Below are 19,753 nucleotides of genomic sequence, written 5' to 3'. Positions count from 1 at the left end.
GAAAGCTATGTCACTTATACAGCAAGCTCTTTAGCTCCACTGTCGCCCCCTGAACTGCTGAGGATTATATGAATGGGAGTCATTAGGTCCTACGTCAGAAATTAACTCAAAAGTAGGAGAAGCATTTAAAATTCCAACCAGATAAATGCGAACACGATTTTGCGGTAAGCCAAAGTTTGCACTATTGAGTAAAAAAGCATGAAAACTATAACCTCTTTTTTGAATTTCATGCTTAATTATTGCTAATGTTCGCCCTTGATCGTGACTATAAAGACCTCGGACATTTTCAAAAATAAAAGCTTGTGGTTTATAGTTATCAAGTAATCTTGTTATTTCAAAAAATAGTGTGCCCCGTGTATCAACAAATCCTTCTTTTTTGCCAGCATGAGAAAAAGATTGACAAGGAAATCCGGCTAATAAAAATTCATGTTCTGGTAATTTATCAATTAATCGAATATCACCTAAAGATTTTTGAGCAAAGTTTTTTTCGTAAACTAATTGAGCATCTGAATTGATTTCGCTGCTGAAAACGCATTCACTTTCTATATTTAAAGAATTAGCCGCTTGTTCAAAGGCTAATCTTATTCCCCCTATTCCTGAAAATAAATCTACAAACCGAATTTTATGCATAGATAATAAGTTATTTTTATCGTAAAATTTAATATATTATTACGTAAAATTACTTTTTTACAAAAAGTATTCTTTTAAAAAAATACAAAGCACATCAAGCTCTTTAAGAGAAAAAGCCACTGTACAATGACTATATGAACAAATTGTTCCCAGGGCCTTTTCTCTTTGGAAGTTGCCAGCACCATCTAAGACATAACCTATTTTATATCCCAGTGCTTCAATTTGCTCAAAGCGAGATTTAGCTTGTCCTGCCTTGCGCTCAATGACGCTATTTGTAGTTACCTGAAAGCTGACTTCTATTCCTACATACTTATCTTCCTTAGAAACTACAATATCAAACGTTGTTGGACGATCATTAGCTTCAGTATGACTTATTCCAGGTAGATGACCATTTGCCTTAATATTAACACTAAGAATAGCAAGGTTGTCTTCTAAATATTTTTTAACCAAAGTTTGAGTAATTTGCCCTAAAGTATTTGATTGAGAGCCAGCAGTGATACGACTAACCCATATATATCTTTGCTTAATAAATTTTTGCAATTTATTTGGTAGACCGATGTAGTTACCAATTTCACACTTTGCTAGTATTTCTGCTGTTTTTTCATCAATAGAACTACCACTAAATAAAACTACGGCTATTATGTCTTTGTGCAGTTCCAAAAGAGGTTGATTTTCTAGTAGTTTTTTGCCACTGATGCCAAGTTTAGTGTTATTTAGTTGACCTAACACAGGCAAAACTCGAAAACTATAGTTATAATTTTGTGTATTCCATAAATAATCTAACTTTCCTAAAGGAAAAATAGAGTTAAATTGACTGTTTCATCGCTGAAGCATTTCACCGCCAAAGTCAGCTAGCACAAGTAAATGTTTTAAAAATAGGTTTGCTGACATCTTTGAAGAATTAATAATTTTAAATAAGTCCTCTAAGCTAGACACCTCAATGCTCAAAATGGCAATAAATTGATCTTGAGTTTCAATGAGTTTTGGTATTATGCTAAGTTCAGCTTCTTGTCTAGATAATTCTGAAGGCCAAAACATAGAAGCTAAGTTACGCAGTTCCTCAACAGTTCTCTGATAATTATGATTCAGCATAGTAATCTGCATTATGCACGTGCGCTCGCAAAATATTGTCTTTTTAAAGTATCATAACTTCACCATTTAGATATTAGACTACAAGGTTATTAACCACTATGCATAGTCACAGGTATATACAGCAATTTGCCTAATGTGAGGCTGAACCTCAACATTGGCGGTAGAGCCACAATAAAGATCATTTCCAGCTTATGAGCTTGAAACTTTGAGTTTTAACTTTCCCCCATCTCCCTCATCCCCCTCATCTCCCCATTCTTACCTATGAAAACTTGGCAAGTTGATTTTTATCGTCGTCCCTCACCAGATGCGTCTGGACAAATTTTATGGGAATTGTTGATTTGTGACGCAACTCGCAGCTTTCAATATGAAGCCACCTGTCTCCAGTCAGCAGCAAATTCTAATTGGGTTGCAACTCAACTTGAGCTAGCTGCTGGTGAAAAATTGCCAGATGTAATTCAGGTGTTTCGTCCTCAGTCTCTAAGCTTAATTGAAGCGGCTGGACGCAATTTAAGTATAAATGTCGAACCTACCCGCCACACCTTGGCGTTAAAGCAGTGGTTACAAGAAAAGCAATATCCCTCAACCCTGGATAAACCACCCCCAGCACCATTACCAGAAAACCTTTGGGGAGAACAATGGCGTTTTGCAAGTTTAGCTGCTAGTGATGTAGAAACGAGATTTAGCGATCGCCCCATTCCCATTTTGCACATTCCAGAACATTTCAAACCCATCAATTTAGGTTTGGCATCAACAGTTCCCGTTCCTGGTGTCGTAATTTATGGGGGACGGCAATCAATGCGTCTAGCACGGTGGTTGCAGCAAGCCCGTCCTGTAAGCTTGAACTACATTTCTGGCGCACCGGATGGCTTAATATTAGAAGCTAGCTTGGTGGATAGGTGGATTGTTGCCACATTTGAAGATCCAGAAGTTACCACAGCAGCCCAAGCATTTGAACAACGCAAAAAGCATTGCCGAGGATTGCATTTTTTGTTAGTTCAACCCGATGATTCTGGTATGACTTATAGCGGCTTTTGGTTATTGCGGGCAGAAAATTAATATTAATTACCAAAAATATTTGTCTGCTTAATTTTTATAGCTAGTCTTGTTATAATAGCGAACAAATTAAACGATTTCTTCCTGTTTTTGACTAAAATACATCGCAATTCCTTTCTCGTAGTAAGCTGCTTCATTAATAAAAATAGGATAAACAGTAGACGCTCCTTCATAGAAAATATCTTTGCCTTCAAAAGTCAGAAACATTGGATCGCCTGGATGCAAAGGTTCATAATCCCTAAACTGAAGCTGGGGGTGAATCATGGCTTGAATTTCCCCGCATAAGCGCAGCCCACCGTAGGTATCGCTTCTTGGATAATCGATAGTCTTAATATATTTATAAAGTGTAAGGTGATTGCTTGTCTGCGGAATATTACCCTGATTGCACCTTTCAAAATAATCTAAAACTGCATAAAGAAGTTGTTCTGTCTCCTGAAATAATTTGGCGTTTAAAACATTTTGAGCTACAGCCCCAACTTCTATAACAAAACCCAATTCGCACAAAGAACGGAGAAAACCATTTTCTTTGGATTCCTGATTAATAAAGACTTTCACCAAAGGATTGATAGAACTTAAATAAGCACCTAATCGGAGCAAGAAAGGATGCATATCACAAAAAATCAGACTTAACCCCATATTGGCAGTCGTGCTATGCAAATCAACAATTACATCTACAAAGGGCTGATTTTGCGGTTGCAATATCTGTTGAATTGCTTTTGCCCGCATATCTTCATAACTTAAGAGTTGGGGATTTTGTAAACCTTGATTAGTGAAACAACGATTTAAATCTTTTTCAATGTATCGTTTTCCTTCTTCAATAGCTTTGAGATTGCCAAGTAATGCCAAAGTTTCAAAACTTGCCCTGTTAATTAAATTAGGATATTGCTGAAACTTTTTGACTAAATGTACTCCTGTTAGCTCATTACCGTGGTTTCCTCCAACGATCGCAACTCGTTCAATCTGACTCATAACAACCTCATCTCTAAAAAACTACCCTACGGTTATTGAGAATGGTGCAAGATTCAAGATAGAAGTATAACTTCTGTTGACTAAATCTTGTAAAAGCTTGACACAATGTCTACGACGGTAACTGAGCGCAGCCGAAGTGCGGGCTACGCCTACGCTCCATATTAGAGCCAAAATATGATAACTGTTAAGCTGTTAGATTTAGTACAAGAAGGGAGAAAATTTATGGAGAAGGACTTTCAAGCGAACGCTGAACTTTACAAAAACGCCCTCCTCAACGACGTACTCCCCTTTTGGGAAAAATATTCTCTTGATTGGCAGCAAGGCGGCTATTTCACCTGCCTCGATCGCAAAGGCAAAATTTATGATACAGACAAATTCATTTGGCTGCAAAACCGCCAAGTGTGGACTTTTTCGATGCTTTACAACCAGCTAGAAAAGCACGAAAATTGGCTAAAAATTGCCAGCAATGGCGCTAATTTTCTCACCCAATATGGCAGAGATAGCGATGGTAACTGGTACTTTGCCCTCACCCGTGAAGGGAAACCATTAGTTCACCCTTACAACATCTTTTCTGATTGCTTTGCAGCGATGGCATTTAGTCAATATGCACTCGCTGGCGGCGAAGAATGGGCAAAGGATGTAGCGATGCAAGCTTATAACAACGTATTACGCCGCAAGGATAACCCCAAGGGCAAATATAATAAAACCTATCCCGGCACACGCCCGATGAAATCATTGGCTGTACCGATGATTTTAGCCAACCTGACTCTAGAAATGGAATGGTTGCTACCAAAAGAAACACTAGAGAATGTCCTCGCTGAGACAGTCCGCGAAGTGATGACCGATTTTCTCGACCAAGAACGGGGATTAATGTACGAAAACGTTGCCCCTGACGGTTCCCACATCGATAGTTTTGAGGGAAGGCTGATTAATCCAGGTCACGGGATCGAAGCGATGTGGTTTATCATGGACATTGCCCGTCGGAAAAACGACACTAAAACTATTAACCAAGCCGTTGATGTGGTGCTAAATATCCTAAATTTTGCTTGGGATAACGAGTACGGCGGATTGTATTACTTTATGGATGCAGATGGTTATCCCCCACAACAACTGGAATGGGATCAAAAACTGTGGTGGGTTCACCTAGAGTCTTTGGTTGCATTAGCGATGGGTTATCGGTTGACAGGGCGTGAGGTGTGTTGGGAATGGTATCAAAAGATGCACGATTACGCCTGGTCACACTTTGCTGATTCCGAGTATGGTGAATGGTTTGGCTACCTGAATCGGCGTGGAGAAGTATTGTTGAACCTCAAAGGTGGCAAATGGAAAGGATGTTTTCATGTACCGCGTGCATTGTACCTTTGTTGGCAGCAATTTGAGGCATTGCAAAACCTGGGGCGGTAAACAACGCAGTCAGTTTAATCTTCAGGGAAAACGCATCTTATTTTTTATGCTCAAAGAATTATTTGACGGCGTAGACCATACAACCGATCCACTTTGGATAGTGAAATACTACTTTAATGCAATAGGAGGTATCTCTTTTCCTACAGCATTAAATTATCTTCTTGAAGGTACTGGTTATGGTGATGAATATAATATGTGTGAATTTCCTTGTGAAGATGAGGATGATATGTTTGAAGGAGTTCGCTTTTGCTTTCTGGATAAAGATGAAATAATAGTTTCTCAGGACATATTCAAAAAACATCTCAAAATAGCGGCTGAAAGGTACATTGAACTTAATCCAGAAAGAGCAGATGAAGTTCAAAATATACTCAAAAAATTATCTGAATAGCACTGGCAAGTTAAGTGATTAGATGAGGTTTTTTACTCCGTTAATGAGGTTTTAACTGCCAAGGTTAACGATTCGCTTACTCGATTTCACCTTCCAATCAGTAGCGATTCCTGGATTTGAAGATGCATTATTAGACTTGAATCGGTTGTTTGTAGAGGGTACTAATGATTGATTTTCGCTCATTTTTTAAAGTGAGTTAAGCTACTTATGCTTATTAGACAAACTAAACACAAAATGATTTAATTATAGGTATTGCCCAAACAAAAAACTTTTAATATGAGAAAACTGTCTCTGATTCTTCCCTTAGCTATCCTAGCTTTTGGCAGTGTAGTTGTTAAGAGCCAAGAAATCTCCTCACCCAATACTTACACTCAATCTGTTACCCGTGAAGTTTTAGCGAGTGGTTATCCTACTCAAGATCAAAAACAGATTCTTGAGCTTGTACGCTATACCATCGCACCAAGAGCAAAACTCCCTACTCATACTCATCCGGGAATGCAGATTGAACGAGTAGAGGCGGGAAGTTTAACTTATACTGTTGTGCAAGGAGAAGCTAAAGTAACGAAAGCTAACGGCACAGAATTGATTCTTCAAAAAGGGAAAACTATACAGCTTACAGTGGGAGATTCTTTAGTTGAATCTGCTGGAATGGTTCATTATGCAGAAAACCAAACAAACAAGCCGATTATTTTGTTGTCTGCTTCTCTATTTAATGCTAATCAACCAAAAGCTATTTTAACCAATACTCAAAACAGATGAATTCGATGATAATTGCAGGTTTAATTGAGTTTTATTCCTATACATTTTTATTTTTAGACAAAATCTAAGCAGTATTGAGTAGATATAGCGTTTCCTAGTCTGTTGAGGTACAAATCTCTGCGTACCTCTGCGCTTTACTTTGCGTCCCTTTGCGTTTCAAAATATTATCTGTACCTCACGTAACTGGTAATCGCTATAGTAAGTCGAACTTTAGAAAAATACTTTCCCTAATGCTTGTTGCTAACTTAAGTAATCTTACAGTGGGGCAGTAACAAACAGGAAAGCTATAAAAGCAACAAAGCTTTGGAGTCACGAGCAAATGACAAGTCGAGAATTGCCAGATTCTCACCAAGAAATCCTGTTAGAAAGGTATCAAGTGCAACAGGAGTTAGGCAAAAAAGCGGGACGGCGATCGCTGCTAGTTCGTGACTTACAAACTCTAGAATTAGTAGTAGTCAAAATACTGTCCTTTGGTAATGAATTTGAATGGAACGACCTCAAACTGTTTGAGCGAGAAGCTGAAACTCTCAAAGCACTTGCTCACCCAGCCATTCCTCGCTACCTTGACTACTTTGAGCTAGATTCACCCAATAGTAGAGGATTTGCACTCGTACAAAGTTATATCCCAGCCCAATCTCTAGAAGCACAACTCAAAGCTGGGCGTAGTTTCAGTGAAGAAGAAGTCAAAGAACTAGCAAAAGCTATTCTAGAAATTCTCAAATATCTGCATAGCCGTCAACCGCCCGTGATTCACCGTGATATCAAGCCAAGCAATATTCTATTAACAAATCGCTCTGGTAATAGTGTGGGTGAAGTCTACTTAGTAGATTTTGGTTCAGTGCAAACCATCGCCAGAACAAGCAGTACTATGACAGTTGTGGGTAGTTACGGCTATATGCCACCAGAGCAATTTAATGGTAAAGCTACTCGTGCTTCTGACCTTTACAGTTTGGGAGCAACTTTAATTTATTTAGTAACAGGTCAGCATCCAGGCGATTTACCACAAACAGACTTACGAATTGAATTTGAACAGGCTGCTAATATTAGTCTTGCTTTTAGCGGTTGGTTAAGGCGCATCACAGAACCTATTATGAGTAAACGCTTGGCTTCCACTGAAGATGCTATGCGAAGCTTGGAGAAAGGAGAAGAGGATAATCACAGTCAGCTTAGGGGCACGGCAATTAATTCAATTCCTAAAAAACCTCATGGTAGTAAAATTTTGTTGAATAGGAATGCTAATTTTATAGATATTATCATTCCAGGAGCAGGATTATTATCTATTCAAACACTTACATTTATAATTCTCTACTTTTTTATACTTTTTATGATGAGTATTCCGCTTTTAAGTGGTGATGGGAGTAGTTTATTTAGAGGTATTTTAGTCATTTCCCCGGTAGCCTTTTTTCTGATTTGTATATGTGTATTTGGGCGAAAGCGACTTTACATAAATCGACAGCAGATTTATTTGATTTATAAAATATTTAAGCTTGAGCGTCACAATCCGCTTCCAAGCTCTAGAGGCGAGATTCTGCGTTTAGATATAAACAAAAGTGATTTCAATAGATATTACTTTACAATATGGGCAGGTATAAAAAAATATGTAATTTCCAGTAGTGAACTCGATATTTTTACTGTAACTCTTTTGGAACTTGACTGGCTAGCTCATGAACTCAGCGATTGGCTAGGCTTACCAATTACAAAAAAGTAAACTTTGTAGAGTAATCTGCTTATTTTTATTGTTCAGTGTCTTCATTATTAATCACAAACTAAATTCGGCTGCGCCATCCTCATCTACATCTGCATCCTTACCCATAGCAGTAGGTTTAAACTTAGAGCCATGAATTAATTCACCAAACACAATCCCTGAATTTTGGTGAAGAATATTCAGCACACTCATAAAATCTCGTACAATTTCCCCTGGTGTCAGTAATGCTTCTGCACCCAAGCGATTAATAATTTCTTGCACAAACTCTTTCAACTCACGATTTGTCAAAGTCTGTTCATAGCCAAAATTGAGTGCATGAATCTCAGCTAAACGTTGCAGAAGCGTCAATATTTCTCCTTCACTCAACGGATTTAGGCGAATCACTGGCCCTAGATGTTCCTGAACATTAGCTTGGGCAACAAAACGGCTTTCTTTTGTGCGTCTTTGCCAAGCTTGGTCTGCAAAAAGCCCCCGTTTCGGGTCTTCTAAAAACTTAGTTGTTCCACCAACAACAATGCCAAGATGTTCTGCTTTACATTGCATGGTATCATTAAACATTGCTAGGAGTCGATTATAATTCTTTTCCCGCGTGACTGTAGTAGATATTTGATATAAATGTACAGCTTCATCAACTAAAATTAACAGTCCTTTATAGCCAATTTCAGCCACAAATTTCGCAAACAGTTTTATATAGTCATACCAACTATCGTCATCAATAATGACGCGCACTCCTAAAGCAGCCTTCGCCTCAACCTTAGTAGTAAATTCTCCCCGCAACCAACGCATTGCTGCATTTTTTAAATTATCATCATCCATTCGATAGCCACGCCAGTAAGCGATAATCACGCTACCAAAATCGAAACCGTGAACTAAATCTTCAATATACTGAACTACTTCTCTAATTTTCGCTTCAACTTGGTCATCAAAACCATCGTCATTTGGACGCATTTCAGTTTCTTTAACCACTTCTTGTTGAATTTTATTAATCCATCCTTCTAAAATCGAGACTAAAGCACCACCATCAGGACGAGTTTTTGTAGCTAGGTGGCTCATTAATTCTCGATAGGTAGCAACACCTTCATTGTTACTTCCAGCTAATCGCCGTTCGGGAGATAAATCAGCATCAGCTACTACAAAAGCTTGCTCCATAGCGCGGTTGCGAATTAGTTGTAATAAAAAACTTTTCCCAGAACCGTAGTTACCAATTATGAAGCGAAATGCTGCGACACCTTCTGCAATATCATCGAGATTTTGTAATAGGCTTGTTAGTTCTTTTTCTCGACCTACTGCGATATATTCAACTCCCACTCTTGGTACTACCCCCGCACCAAGGGAATTGATTAAAGCAGTGGAGATTTTTTTTGAGATTTTGAGCTTTGCCATGTATTACACTTCACTTTATTCTAAACGCAGAAGCACGCGGTAAGTAGGTAAGGGGTATCATCTTACTACTAAATCTTACGACGGCAATAACAATTTAATTTGACGAAGTATGTCTGGTCATGAGGCCTTCATACATCGCAATCATTTTTTTGACATCTGTTATATGCTCCTGATAAACTTTTGGACTTTCGGAATAAGAATTGATTATTAATTCCCCAATAGTATCATTTGCACGTTCATTTATAGAATCGATTAATAAATTTGGCATAGTGATATTTGCTTCGGCAATTTTTTTAATAGCACTATTGGGATTATCTTGTTCGACTATAGCTTTTAATACTTGTAACTCATGTCCTGGAAGATTTCCGAGAAAATTAGTCCATTCTTCAGAGATATTTTCCAATGTCTCAACTTCCGAATTTTTAATTACATCTGAAGATTCAATTATTTCGGAAAATGGAAACAACTCAATATCATCTTCTTGGGAATTATCAGATAAAGACTCTAGATTGAATGTTTCTACTTGTTGTAGTAATTCCCATACTTGATTTTGTAATGAGTCTCGTTCTTCTTGCAATAATGAAACTTGGCCTTGTAATTGCTGTAATTCGGCTTTGTGTTCTGCCAGTTGGGTTTGTGAAGAATTAACAATAGCTTGGATATTTTCTCTTTCCGTTTTGGTTGCTACCAGCAATTGATGATTTTGGGTTGTCTCAACTTCTAGCTCTTGAATTGCAATTCGCAGTTCGTATAATTTTTCTTCTAATTGGGGTTTGAGTCTGCCTAAAAGAGTTAAATTACTTTCAATTTCTTGTTTCTCGTGTTGTAGCTCAGAAATTTGACTTTGCAATTGAGCGATTTCAGCGCGAGATACATTACAATTTGACTCTAAGCGGCGCTTCTCTGCGGTGAGAATAGAAAAAGCATTATTCAATTCAGTTTGATTGTTCTGCAAATTACTAATTTCCATTTGCAGGCTAGTAACTTCGGTTTCTAATTGCTTCTTTTGTCCGGCAAATGTTCTTAATTCTCGATGTAAACTATCTCTTTGGCTACGACTTTCTATAACTTGATTTTGCAACTGTTGTGATTCAGCATACAGTGAATTATGATGTTCTTCAATTTGATTGATTTCTCTGACAACACGAGCCTTTAATTCCTCCATATCTTTAATTCGCTTGCGGAGCGAACCTAAAACAAACATTTCATAATTTCTACGCCGCTTGTCTATGAATAATGCTGTTGTATGGATAGTAACGGCAGTAATTACACCTGTGAGAAAGGCTTTATTAAAATCCCAGCTTGGGACAAGGCTAAGACCAAAACTCACACTAAAGGCAACTATCACTAGTATAAATCTATTGCCGATCGTTACTGATTGCATATTGCTGGTTTTTAGCGTAGTTAAATTATCTAAATAAGTAGCTCTCATAGTAATTTATAATTCGTAATGACGCTCTCTACGAGACGCTAAAAGCGTAGCTTGCTTCTCTGAAAGAGTACGTGGACTTGCTACCGCTACACTAGCGTAATTCGTAATTAAACAACACATATACATAAAATACTTAATGTAAGTGGTTTATAATTTATTGTTCTGTTTGTTATTCAAGATATTTTTCCCAGATTTGGGATCGTAATTGTTATGAAATCTTTAATTTTAGTTAATATTGCATAACATTGTTCTGGAAGTTACAAAAAAGCGCAATCATTAATGAAATAATTTTAATGTTAAGTGTTGGATATATTTTTATTTGCATGAAAAATTGTTAAATCTGCTTTTAAAAAATCAACAAACTGCCGTGCTGTACGTCCAGAACGACCATTATGACGAGTTGCCCATTGTAATGCCTGAAATTCTAAATCTTCTTGGGTAATATTAATTTCAGCTTGTGCCGCGAGATGTTGTACAATTTTTAAATAAGTTTTCTGATTGGCTGGTTCAAAAGTTAAGGTTAAACCAAAGCGATCGCTAAACGAAAGCTTCTCCTGCATCGTATCCCAGGCATGGATTTCCTCGTTATCCTTGGGGGTAGGTCTATCCACAAAAAACTCCCGAATCAAGTGGCGGCGATTGGAAGTAGCATACACAACTACATTTTGAGGCCGTGCTGTTAAATTACCTTCTAAAACTACCTTGAGGGCTTTAAAGGCATCATCATCTTCTTCAAATGAAAGGTCATCGACAAAGATAATAAATTTTTGTGACACACCTCGTAAATGTTCCACGATTTTTGGTAGGTCTTTTAAATCGGATTTTGCCACTTCCAACAAGCGGAGGCTGCGTTGGGCTTTGCCCTTGCCGAAGGCATCGCTATATTCATTCAACAAAGATTTCACTAAAGAAGATTTGCCAGAACCGCGACTACCGTAAAGTAATACATGCAGTGCCATCTCTCCTGATAATAAAAACTCTGTATTTTTCAGCAAAGCATCTTTTTGAGATTCGTAACCGACAAGCGAACTCAGTTTAACCGGGTCAGAATATCTAATACCGATAAACTGCCCAGATTGCCAGCGTAAAGCGCGATATTCTGCAAATAAACCAGAGCCACATTGCTGATAATAAGCTGCTAACTCTTCTACAGCATCACCCCAATTATCTAACTCTTGTAAATATGTAATGAATTTTGTCTCTACTCCTAGCAATTCTTGCTCTTTATACCACACTACTGGTGAAATCGGCATGTGAGCTACGTTTTGTACCCACTCGCTCAAAGAAGCGCTGCTACACTCATAAAGGCTTTGCAATACTTGTAAATCATGCTGAACTGCTGTTATTAAAGCTGGGGGCAAATCTTCAAATTCTTGCACTCCCGCCAGCCTTGTAAAAGGATTCTCACAAAAGAGAATTTGAGTAATTAAATAGTCTTCCCAGTTTTGATTTCTAGCAGCTAAAGCGTAAAAGTAATTGCCGTAAGCTTGGAGACAACCCCGTGCATCAGTGTCGGTGTAACGTATAGCTTGCAACAGTTCCAGAAATGCTATGCCGACTTCGCCTTGCAGAACAGATTGGTACAGTAAAAGTGAGGCTGCTTGGCGCTGGAGATATTGAATCTTTGTATATGAAGAAGTATTTGCCATTGGCATCGCTTGATTATCCATCAAATCAACTGTGTGGTATAGCTAAATAGCTATGGTAAATTGTCTGCTGACCCTGGCAGTAAAGTCAAAGTCTACATAGGTTTTAACAATGAATTTAAGTATAATTGCTGCTTTTGCCTACGGTATATTAGCGATTGTTGGTGGGGTTATTGGCTACATTCAAGCTACAAGTAAGGTTTCACTCTTAAGTGGTAGCATTAGCGGTTTATTACTAATACTTGCCGCTTACTTTCAACTCCAAGGACAAACTTGGGGTGCGATTTTAGCAGTGTTAGTTACTGTTGTTTTAGTAGTTTTCTTTGCATTGAGATTGGCAAAAACACGCAAGTTTATGCCTGCGGGATTAATGACAATTTTGGGTATGTTGGCATTGGCGGTGATGGTGAATCAATTTGTGGCTTTAAGGTAGCATTAGTCTCTCAGCAATAACCACCCTCCTGTTTTTTTTGGTGTAGCATGAGTTTCTCTGCTTTGAATTATATTAGTACATTTATATTACTGTAATTTGTTACCTTTGCCTAACAACTTCTAGCATTCTTAATGAGTTATAGCGATTTCTGTCTAAATAAACGTGAATTCGACGGCTTATATAGTGTCCGCAAAATTCGCTCAATCGAAAAGACCTCTCCCTGATTTTACTTGGCAAAATCGTTTCTCTTCGACTCGGAGAGGGACAGCCTTGAACTTAAGTTCAAGGCAGGGAGAGGTTTATCAAACTCACGTTAAATAAGGTAAACGGGTAGAGACGCACAGTACCTTTATCAAGGTGAGTCAAATTGTTGGCAAATATAGCTGAGTGCTGAGTCAAAACCGAGTTGTTTCAAAACAAGGAAAATTTCTCATTTTAGTAGTTCGGCACCTCCTCGTTGTGGTGGCTGTGGGGTAGTTGATGTAGTCGGACTGGGTGCGGTATTGGAATTAGGAGATAGGGTATTTTGAGAAGCAGGATTAAATATATTGACTAAGACTTGTACTAGGGCATCTCGTTGGCTGCGGGTGAGACTTTTGATAGCTTTGCGATCGCCTTCTATCGGATTTTCCCGTAGTGCATCATTTCCTGGATAGGTAGTATCATACATAATTTCGTTCACACCCAGGTAATCAGCTAAAGTCAGCTTCCAATCTAAGCGATAAATAGGGGCCCGCCCTTTGGTATAAATGTGATATCTAATTAGGCGATTTGCTAAGGTGTTGTTTTCGGCAACTTTCCCATTTTCTTTACTGATATACTTATTTTCCCGTGGAAAATCTGGCAATTGTTGATACACCAGCTGCCAAACATCGCTAGGCGTGATTCTCTGTGCAGAAGCAGGTTGGATACTAAATAAATTTCTATGTATTGATTTATCCGCTCCTGAACTTAAAACAATTACACTCACTAGTATTAAGGTAAGCAGTAGTGGTGTTAGCGGTAGCGGGGCGTTTCGCTTGTACTGAGTTGTGAGTTTTGAGAAAATTGATTTAAATAGAAATTTTTTCTTTTTCATAAAACAATATTTTGGGCGTTGCTGAGTGGAAAGATGAATTTGCCTGATTCAGAATTCTGAATTCTGAATCAGGCAAATTCAGTACTCAGCACTCAGCACTCAATCTTATAGTTCGCCGATAATTTCTGGTTGAGTCAATTCATCGGACATTTCGATAATTGCCCTTAGCACCGGCTTCATCATTGCATCTTCGTTAGTTTCAAAGTCTTCGTAACGCCGACGTTTAGCACGATTTGCTACCTGAACCGTAATGCGGTATCGATTTGAGGCTGCACTAATCAAATCCTCAGCACGGTGCATAATCTGAGATTGAGTTGTCTCGAACTTAGAACGCTTTAGCATAATCAGTGGTTCTTGGGGTCATTCTCCAGTGTAACAGTACTAAATCAGTCTACTGCCGTCTGTTAAATCGCCAGCAACCTCTCTATTGATAGAGGCTAAGATATTTTAGTCACTTTATAAGTAACTTATAGTATTAAATAACGCACCTCATGGCTGACCTTGTGGAAACTGCGATCGCAGCGGGTAATTTCAATACCCTAATAAAGGCTGCTAAAGCTGTAAATTTCATCGAAACTTTGAAAAGCCCTGGTTCTTTCACGCTCTTTGCACCGACTGACGAAGCTTTTGCTAATCTGCCAGAGGGAACTTTAGACTCGCTACTACAAGATATCCCCAAGCTTCAGAAAATTGTGGCGTATCATATCGCTAGTGGGGATGTCAGGTCTGATGATTTGGTACAGATTAACGAGGCAGAGACGCTTGAAGGGTCAATTGTCGCCATTGAATCTGCCGACGGTAAATTTAAGGTAAATAACGCCAATGTCATAAAAACAGATATCTTAACAGACAATGGCGTGATCCATATCATTGATGCGGTGTTGATGCCTGCAATGGTGGCGGGGAAGTAATTTATGGGATGTGGGGCATTGGGAAAGAGGACGCAGAAGGCAGGAGGCAGGAGGCAGAAGTTCTAAAATGTTTGAATTTTGAATTTTGAATTTTGAATTGATTTCTCCCCCTGCTCCCCTGCTCCTTGTCCCCCAGTCCCCAATACCTAATCCCCAGTCCCCAGAATGCAGCCACTGCGTGCAGGAACAGTCAATGACAACTGCTGAGTTTCTCCTTTACTATTCCACTCAACTTCAGCAGTGCCATATAAAAGCTTGTTGGGTTGAGTACGCAAAGTAGCGACATCTGCATTCGCTGCTGCCGAACTTGTGCCAGCGTTGATGGCAATTATTAATTCTTCTGTCCCCAAAGTTCGCGCAAAGATATAAAGTTCTCCTTGAGCAAAAAGAACTTGATAATCACCTGTACGCAAGGCTGGGTAAGTGTGGCGGAGGGCAATTAACTGGCGGTGAGTATTGAAAATTTCTTGATTCCAGTTACTCTCTAAAGGAAAACCACGGCGTGAGTCGGGGTCTATTGCACCAGGTAAACCAACTTCATCACCGTAGTAGATGCTGGGGGCGCCGGGAAAGGTGAGTAACAGTAGAGTTGACAATTCTATACTGGCGATATCGCCGCCTGCAATAGTCATCAATCGGGCTGTATCGTGACTTGCAAGCAAATTGAGTTGAGTTAGCTGAATTTCCCAAGGGTAAAGTTGCAGTACTTCTTGGATTTTGGTGGCGTACTCGGCAGCAAATAAGGGTGGGTAGGGTTGATAGTCGCGGCTTTGGACTTGTTCTAAGACTACGCGATCGCCTGCTGCAAAGGCAATTGTTGGCCCAGCAAATAGATAATTCATCACGCCGTCAAATTGCGTTCCATCCAACCACTCGCGGGAATCTCCCCAGACTTCGCCCACAATATAAGCTTCGGGATTGATGGCTTTGACGCGATCGCGAAATTCCTGCCAAAAACCAGGAGTTTTAATTTCAAATGGTACATCCAATCGCCAACCATCAATGCCGAATTTAATCCAATATTCGGCAATTTCCATAATGTATTCTCGTACTTCTGGATTACCGTGATTAAATTCTGGCAAGGCGCGATTTCCCGCCCAACCCACGTAGTTAGCAGGGAATTCCCCATTGTATGATGAAAGGGGCCAGCCTTCAATTTTGAACCAATTTACCCAAGGTGAATGGGGCCCATTCTCTAAAACGTCGTGGAAAAAGAAAAAGCCCCGGCTAGAATGGTTAAATACCCCATCCAGAACGACTTTGATATTCCGTTGATGGGCTGCATCGAGCAATTCTTTAAAAGCTTCGTTGCCCCCTAACATCGGGTCAACTTGGTAATAATCGTGGGTATGATAGCGGTGATTGCTGGCGGATTGAAAAATGGGTGTGAAATAAATCGCGTTAATCCCCAAATTCTGAATGTAATCTAAACCCTCCATAATGCCCCATAAATCGCCGCCTTTATAGCCTTGTAGGGTTGGCATAGAATCCCAATCTTCCCAACGGGCCTCTTGCAATAACCGTTTGCGTGGCTGTTTGCTTCTGGCAAAACGATCTGGGAAAATTTGGTAGAAAACAGCGTGCTTCACCCAGTCTGGTGTTTGAATTTGCATGAATAACTCTTTGTATGTTCAGAAGCGATCGTTGCAAATATTAGCTTCTTTATGGCTCTTACTTATGATAGAGAATCTGTGATTTCTCAGTATTCATTAGTGATTTAGCCTTTTTCATGCTGTTTTATACGCAAATGTTATCAGTCTTAACTATTTTGACTACAATTTATTTTAGTTTTTAACAGTTCATATACACAGACTCCTCACTGATTGCATTCTGAGCCTTAAATCTTCTTTAATAAATTTATTTATTACTTAATTCTTCTTAATTTTATTTTCTTCACTTTGTCCGTAATGATTTAGGCAGATGATGGATTAGTTTAATAGTTTCATAAAAATTACTGTTACCTCAGATTTTGGGAATTATTAAATGCAACCGAGCGAAGATGTCTCAGGAACCACAGAAAATCACTATGAGGGATACGCAATTCCAGAATATGAGTTAAGAATTAGCAATTGTCTTAAGAATAACTCTTACCTCCTAAGCTTATTTGATGTTATCTATAAAATAAATAGATAACTATAGTCGCATCAAATAATCAAAGCAAAAAAACTACATAGACTGTGTTAATCCGAGAGCGACTGATCCTGCTATAACCACTACTTTGTTGACGGCAACTCAATTTAATTTAAGGTAAAAATGAGACACGAAAAACTTTCTCCTGGACTACTTTTGGCATATCAAGACTATCAAAATGAAGGAGATCGAGCTTTAGTTACACACAAGCGATCGCTTGGCATCATTGCCCACAAAAGCCCGGTTAAGCCCACTAAGAGCGTCGTTTTTATCTACTGCGACCCTGATGCAGACTTAAGTTATTTATCACAATATAATATTGAAGTTAATCAAAACTCCGGGAGTGTGCGGACAGCTTTTTTACCCATAGATAGTTTAGATGTCTTATCTGAAGAAGATGTGATTGTGCGGATTAAGCCATCACGCAAACTTCATTTGAGGATGGACACTGCAATGGGAACAGTCAAACTACCGGAATTTAAGAATCAAACCGGACTGACTGGTAAAGGAGTAATCATCGGCATTATAGACAGTGGCATCGATCCGAAACACCCCGCTTTTGCTGGACGAATTTTACACATTTGGGATCAAACACTGCCAGGGCCAGGAGTCACAGAGGGCGGCTATGGAGCTGAATTTAGCGGAGCGCAACTGACGGTTTCTCAGGATACTGGCGGTCATGGTACTCACGTCGCTGGCATTGCCGCTGGTGCCGATGCTTGTTATAGCGGTGTCGCACCAGAAGCGGAATTAGTTGTTGTCAGGTCAGATTTACAAGATGCCCACATTGCAGATGGTGTGCGTTACATTTTTCGAGTTGCTAGAGAGTTGGGACGCCCAGCAGTGGTGAATCTCAGCTTGGGCGGACACGCTGATGCTCATGATGGTAGCGATTCCTTATCCAAAGTTATTGATGCCGAAACTGGCCCTGGAAGAATTGTTTGCTGTGCTGCGGGTAACGAAGGAAACGATAACATTCATGGACAAGCGACAATACCCAGTGGACGCACTCGTGGTATGCGCTTCAATGTTCCTTTGAATCAAGTAGGCATCGTTTGGTTAAACGCTTGGTATGCCAAAGACAGCGAATTAGAAGTATCTGTGCGGAGTCCGAACGGTTTTGTTACTCCCTTCCAAAAAATCATCACTGAAGGTAATGCCGCCCAAGATTATCAATTACCAGATGCACGGGTGCAATTAGCGACACCAGCACCAGACCAAGCCAACGGCGACCATAATTTCTTTGTGCAAATACGCGGTATTGACCCCTCGCCAGTCATGGGAGGTATTTGGCAGTTGCGAGTCCGCAACACTTCTTCAACTGACACATGTTTAAATGTGTGGACACTAGATGATACTTCGTCAGTATTTTTTACAGGTAAAAGTGTGAAAGATGCCTTAAAAATTGGTTCGCCGGGAGCCGCCAGCAGTGCAATTACAGTTGCCGCCTATACTACTAAAACCAAGTACACAGATATTGATGGCCAAGTGCGAGAAATAGGCTTAGAATTGGATACTATTTCGGAATTTAGTAGTGAAGGGCCTCTACGCAATGATGGGCAGAAGCCGGATGTAGCAGCACCAGGAGCGATGATTGTTTCCACGCTTTCTGCTGATGCTAATTTTGACCGCTCATCGATGATTAATTCCAAGTTTGTGGTGCAGGCTGGTACCAGTATGGCGACACCGTTTGTAAGTGGGTTAGTAGCACTGCTGTTGCAGCGAGATCCCAAACTCGATCCGGCTGCTGTCAAAGACTTGCTACGTAAAAATAGTGCAATTCCCGGCAAACCCGCAGGCACATTTGATGATAAATGGGGTTATGGAGTAATTAACGCTTTGAATCTGTAATTAGACTGAAAATGATGGATATTATTTCTGTACAAGGGTAGGTAACAACAACCTATAAATTTGATAAGTTAGGGTAGACAATTATTGCCTACCCTGTTTACCAAGGAGTTGCTGGTGAATTATCAGAAACTAGATGCCGCTCTTGCGATAGCACTAAATGATATTAAAGATTCAGAAGAAACTAGTTTGGCAGTTTTTATCCATACTGAACCAATTTTAAACTCGGCTGCAACTGCTGTTTTAAAAAATTTAGGCGTTAGTGGTGTTAGCAGTGGCAAAGATATTTTTACAGCAACACTTTCACCAAATGCCATTTCCCAGTTATCAGAGCAACCTTGGGTGAAGTATTTGAAGCGATCGCAGCAATTAGGTTTGGTTAATAGGAGAATAAATATAGGCAAGTTGGGCGTTTAATGGGTATTGCCTACCTTTTGTACAGATAATTTTTTGATGTTACTGTGAATCAGGTTTTGGTTTTTCTGGAAACTTACACTTCACTTGAATTTCCAGATTACTTTCAGCAGAGCCTTCTGTAATGTAAGGAATGCCAGCCTTCCCACCCAGCTTAATGCCAAATTTAAGACTTACCTCCTCAATATCCGCAGTATTAAAGTCTTTAAAAGCACTCAGAGCATAGATAGTATAAGAGCGAATCATTTGCCGAGCTTGTTGCATCCGAGCGATCGCATCTGTTCGGACATCCTTGTATTCTATGCCATCGTCGTCCTCCTCAATTTCCGAACTTATTTCGGTGGCTGTGACGTTAATCTCAATCTGCTCAATCTCTCCATCTGCTTGGAAAAATAGTTGCTGTACTTCTGACATAAGCTACCTCAATTAAAGTTTTGTAACGTATCTGAATAAATTTCAGCTTGCTTGCAGAAAAATA

General features: G+C 39.5%; 20 protein-coding genes. 9 read left to right on the top strand and 11 right to left on the bottom strand.

What is annotated here, in order from left to right; genetic code table 11:
• Nucleotides 1-30 precede the first annotated feature (30 nt).
• From dcm to RM368_RS31925, 3 genes are all read right to left on the bottom strand, one after another.
• Nucleotides 31-630, bottom strand: coding sequence for a DNA (cytosine-5-)-methyltransferase (gene dcm, locus RM368_RS31935; RefSeq protein ID WP_322697773.1), 600 nt, complete (start codon nt 628-630; stop codon nt 31-33).
• Nucleotides 631-687: 57 nt separating this feature from the next.
• A complete protein-coding gene (locus RM368_RS31930) occupies nt 688-1,359 on the bottom strand; it encodes a hypothetical protein (RefSeq protein WP_322697772.1) in 672 nt (223 codons plus the stop codon).
• Between the two features lie 90 nt (nt 1,360-1,449).
• On the bottom strand, nt 1,450-1,722 hold the full coding sequence (locus RM368_RS31925) for a hypothetical protein (RefSeq protein ID WP_322697771.1): 273 nt from the start codon (nt 1,720-1,722) through the stop codon (nt 1,450-1,452).
• A gap of 261 nt (nt 1,723-1,983) precedes the next feature.
• On the opposite strand from RM368_RS31925, the gene RM368_RS31920 reads away from it, so the two are divergent.
• Nucleotides 1,984-2,778, top strand: coding sequence for a Tab2/Atab2 family RNA-binding protein (locus tag RM368_RS31920; protein WP_322697770.1), 795 nt, complete (start codon nt 1,984-1,986; stop codon nt 2,776-2,778).
• 66 nt (nt 2,779-2,844) lie between these two features.
• On the opposite strand, the gene RM368_RS31915 is transcribed toward RM368_RS31920, so the two are convergent.
• On the bottom strand, nt 2,845-3,744 hold the full coding sequence (locus RM368_RS31915) for an aspartoacylase (RefSeq protein WP_322697769.1): 900 nt from the start codon (nt 3,742-3,744) through the stop codon (nt 2,845-2,847).
• Between the two features lie 222 nt (nt 3,745-3,966).
• On the opposite strand from RM368_RS31915, the gene RM368_RS31910 reads away from it, so the two are divergent.
• The 4 genes from RM368_RS31910 (at nt 3,967) to RM368_RS31895 (ending at nt 8,003) form a co-directional block, all read left to right on the top strand.
• Entirely contained in the window at nt 3,967-5,148 is a 1,182-nt protein-coding gene (locus RM368_RS31910) for an AGE family epimerase/isomerase (RefSeq protein WP_322697768.1), read from the top strand.
• Nucleotides 5,149-5,194: 46 nt separating this feature from the next.
• Complete coding sequence (gene cdiI / locus RM368_RS31905) at nt 5,195-5,536, top strand: ribonuclease toxin immunity protein CdiI (RefSeq protein ID WP_322697767.1); 342 nt, start codon at nt 5,195-5,197, stop codon at nt 5,534-5,536.
• 276 nt (nt 5,537-5,812) lie between these two features.
• The gene (locus RM368_RS31900; protein ID WP_322697766.1) at nt 5,813-6,295 is read left to right on the top strand and encodes a cupin domain-containing protein; all 483 of its coding nucleotides are present in this window, start codon (nt 5,813-5,815) and stop codon (nt 6,293-6,295) included.
• A 319-nt stretch (nt 6,296-6,614) separates the two neighbouring features.
• The gene (locus tag RM368_RS31895; protein WP_322697765.1) at nt 6,615-8,003 is read left to right on the top strand and encodes a serine/threonine-protein kinase; all 1,389 of its coding nucleotides are present in this window, start codon (nt 6,615-6,617) and stop codon (nt 8,001-8,003) included.
• 51 nt (nt 8,004-8,054) lie between these two features.
• Here the strand turns inward: RM368_RS31895 and RM368_RS31890 are convergent, their stop codons facing one another.
• The 3 genes from RM368_RS31890 to RM368_RS31880 form a co-directional block, all read right to left on the bottom strand.
• Entirely contained in the window at nt 8,055-9,383 is a 1,329-nt protein-coding gene (locus tag RM368_RS31890; protein WP_322697764.1) for an ATP-binding protein, read from the bottom strand.
• Nucleotides 9,384-9,477: 94 nt separating this feature from the next.
• A complete protein-coding gene (locus RM368_RS31885) occupies nt 9,478-10,815 on the bottom strand; it encodes a tellurite resistance TerB C-terminal domain-containing protein (RefSeq protein ID WP_322697763.1) in 1,338 nt (445 codons plus the stop codon).
• A gap of 296 nt (nt 10,816-11,111) precedes the next feature.
• The gene (locus RM368_RS31880) at nt 11,112-12,485 is read right to left on the bottom strand and encodes an ATP-binding protein (RefSeq protein ID WP_322697762.1); all 1,374 of its coding nucleotides are present in this window, start codon (nt 12,483-12,485) and stop codon (nt 11,112-11,114) included.
• Between the two features lie 88 nt (nt 12,486-12,573).
• On the opposite strand from RM368_RS31880, the gene RM368_RS31875 reads away from it, so the two are divergent.
• Nucleotides 12,574-12,894, top strand: coding sequence for a TMEM14 family protein (locus RM368_RS31875; RefSeq protein ID WP_322697761.1), 321 nt, complete (start codon nt 12,574-12,576; stop codon nt 12,892-12,894).
• Nucleotides 12,895-13,324: 430 nt separating this feature from the next.
• Here RM368_RS31875 and RM368_RS31870 read toward each other — a convergent pair whose 3' ends face one another.
• A complete protein-coding gene (locus tag RM368_RS31870; protein ID WP_322697760.1) occupies nt 13,325-13,972 on the bottom strand; it encodes a hypothetical protein in 648 nt (215 codons plus the stop codon).
• A 105-nt stretch (nt 13,973-14,077) separates the two neighbouring features.
• Nucleotides 14,078-14,314: a DNA-directed RNA polymerase subunit omega gene (locus RM368_RS31865; protein ID WP_322697759.1), complete on the bottom strand. Its 237-nt coding sequence runs from the start codon at nt 14,312-14,314 to the stop codon at nt 14,078-14,080.
• Between the two features lie 149 nt (nt 14,315-14,463).
• Here RM368_RS31865 and RM368_RS31860 point away from each other — a divergent pair, with 149 nt between their 5' ends.
• Complete coding sequence (locus RM368_RS31860) at nt 14,464-14,883, top strand: fasciclin domain-containing protein (RefSeq protein WP_322697758.1); 420 nt, start codon at nt 14,464-14,466, stop codon at nt 14,881-14,883.
• A 146-nt stretch (nt 14,884-15,029) separates the two neighbouring features.
• Here RM368_RS31860 and RM368_RS31855 read toward each other — a convergent pair whose 3' ends face one another.
• Complete coding sequence (locus RM368_RS31855) at nt 15,030-16,496, bottom strand: glycoside hydrolase family 13 protein (RefSeq protein WP_322697757.1); 1,467 nt, start codon at nt 16,494-16,496, stop codon at nt 15,030-15,032.
• 640 nt (nt 16,497-17,136) lie between these two features.
• Here RM368_RS31855 and RM368_RS31850 point away from each other — a divergent pair.
• Nucleotides 17,137-18,864, top strand: coding sequence for a S8 family peptidase (locus RM368_RS31850; protein ID WP_322697756.1), 1,728 nt, complete (start codon nt 17,137-17,139; stop codon nt 18,862-18,864).
• A 114-nt stretch (nt 18,865-18,978) separates the two neighbouring features.
• Nucleotides 18,979-19,278, top strand: coding sequence for a hypothetical protein (locus tag RM368_RS31845; protein ID WP_322697755.1), 300 nt, complete (start codon nt 18,979-18,981; stop codon nt 19,276-19,278).
• 39 nt (nt 19,279-19,317) lie between these two features.
• Here RM368_RS31845 and RM368_RS31840 read toward each other — a convergent pair whose 3' ends face one another.
• Nucleotides 19,318-19,689 carry a CU044_2847 family protein gene (locus RM368_RS31840; protein WP_322697754.1) on the bottom strand — a complete coding sequence of 124 codons (372 nt, stop codon included), beginning with the start codon at nt 19,687-19,689 and terminating at the stop codon, nt 19,318-19,320.
• Nucleotides 19,690-19,753: the final 64 nt, after the last annotated feature.

This window comes from Nostoc sp. DedSLP03 (assembly GCF_034530815.1).
Taxonomy (GTDB): Bacteria; Cyanobacteriota; Cyanobacteriia; order Cyanobacteriales; family Nostocaceae; genus Nostoc.
Note: the sequence above shows the minus strand (reverse complement) of the source record. Positions and strands in the feature narration are given on the sequence as shown.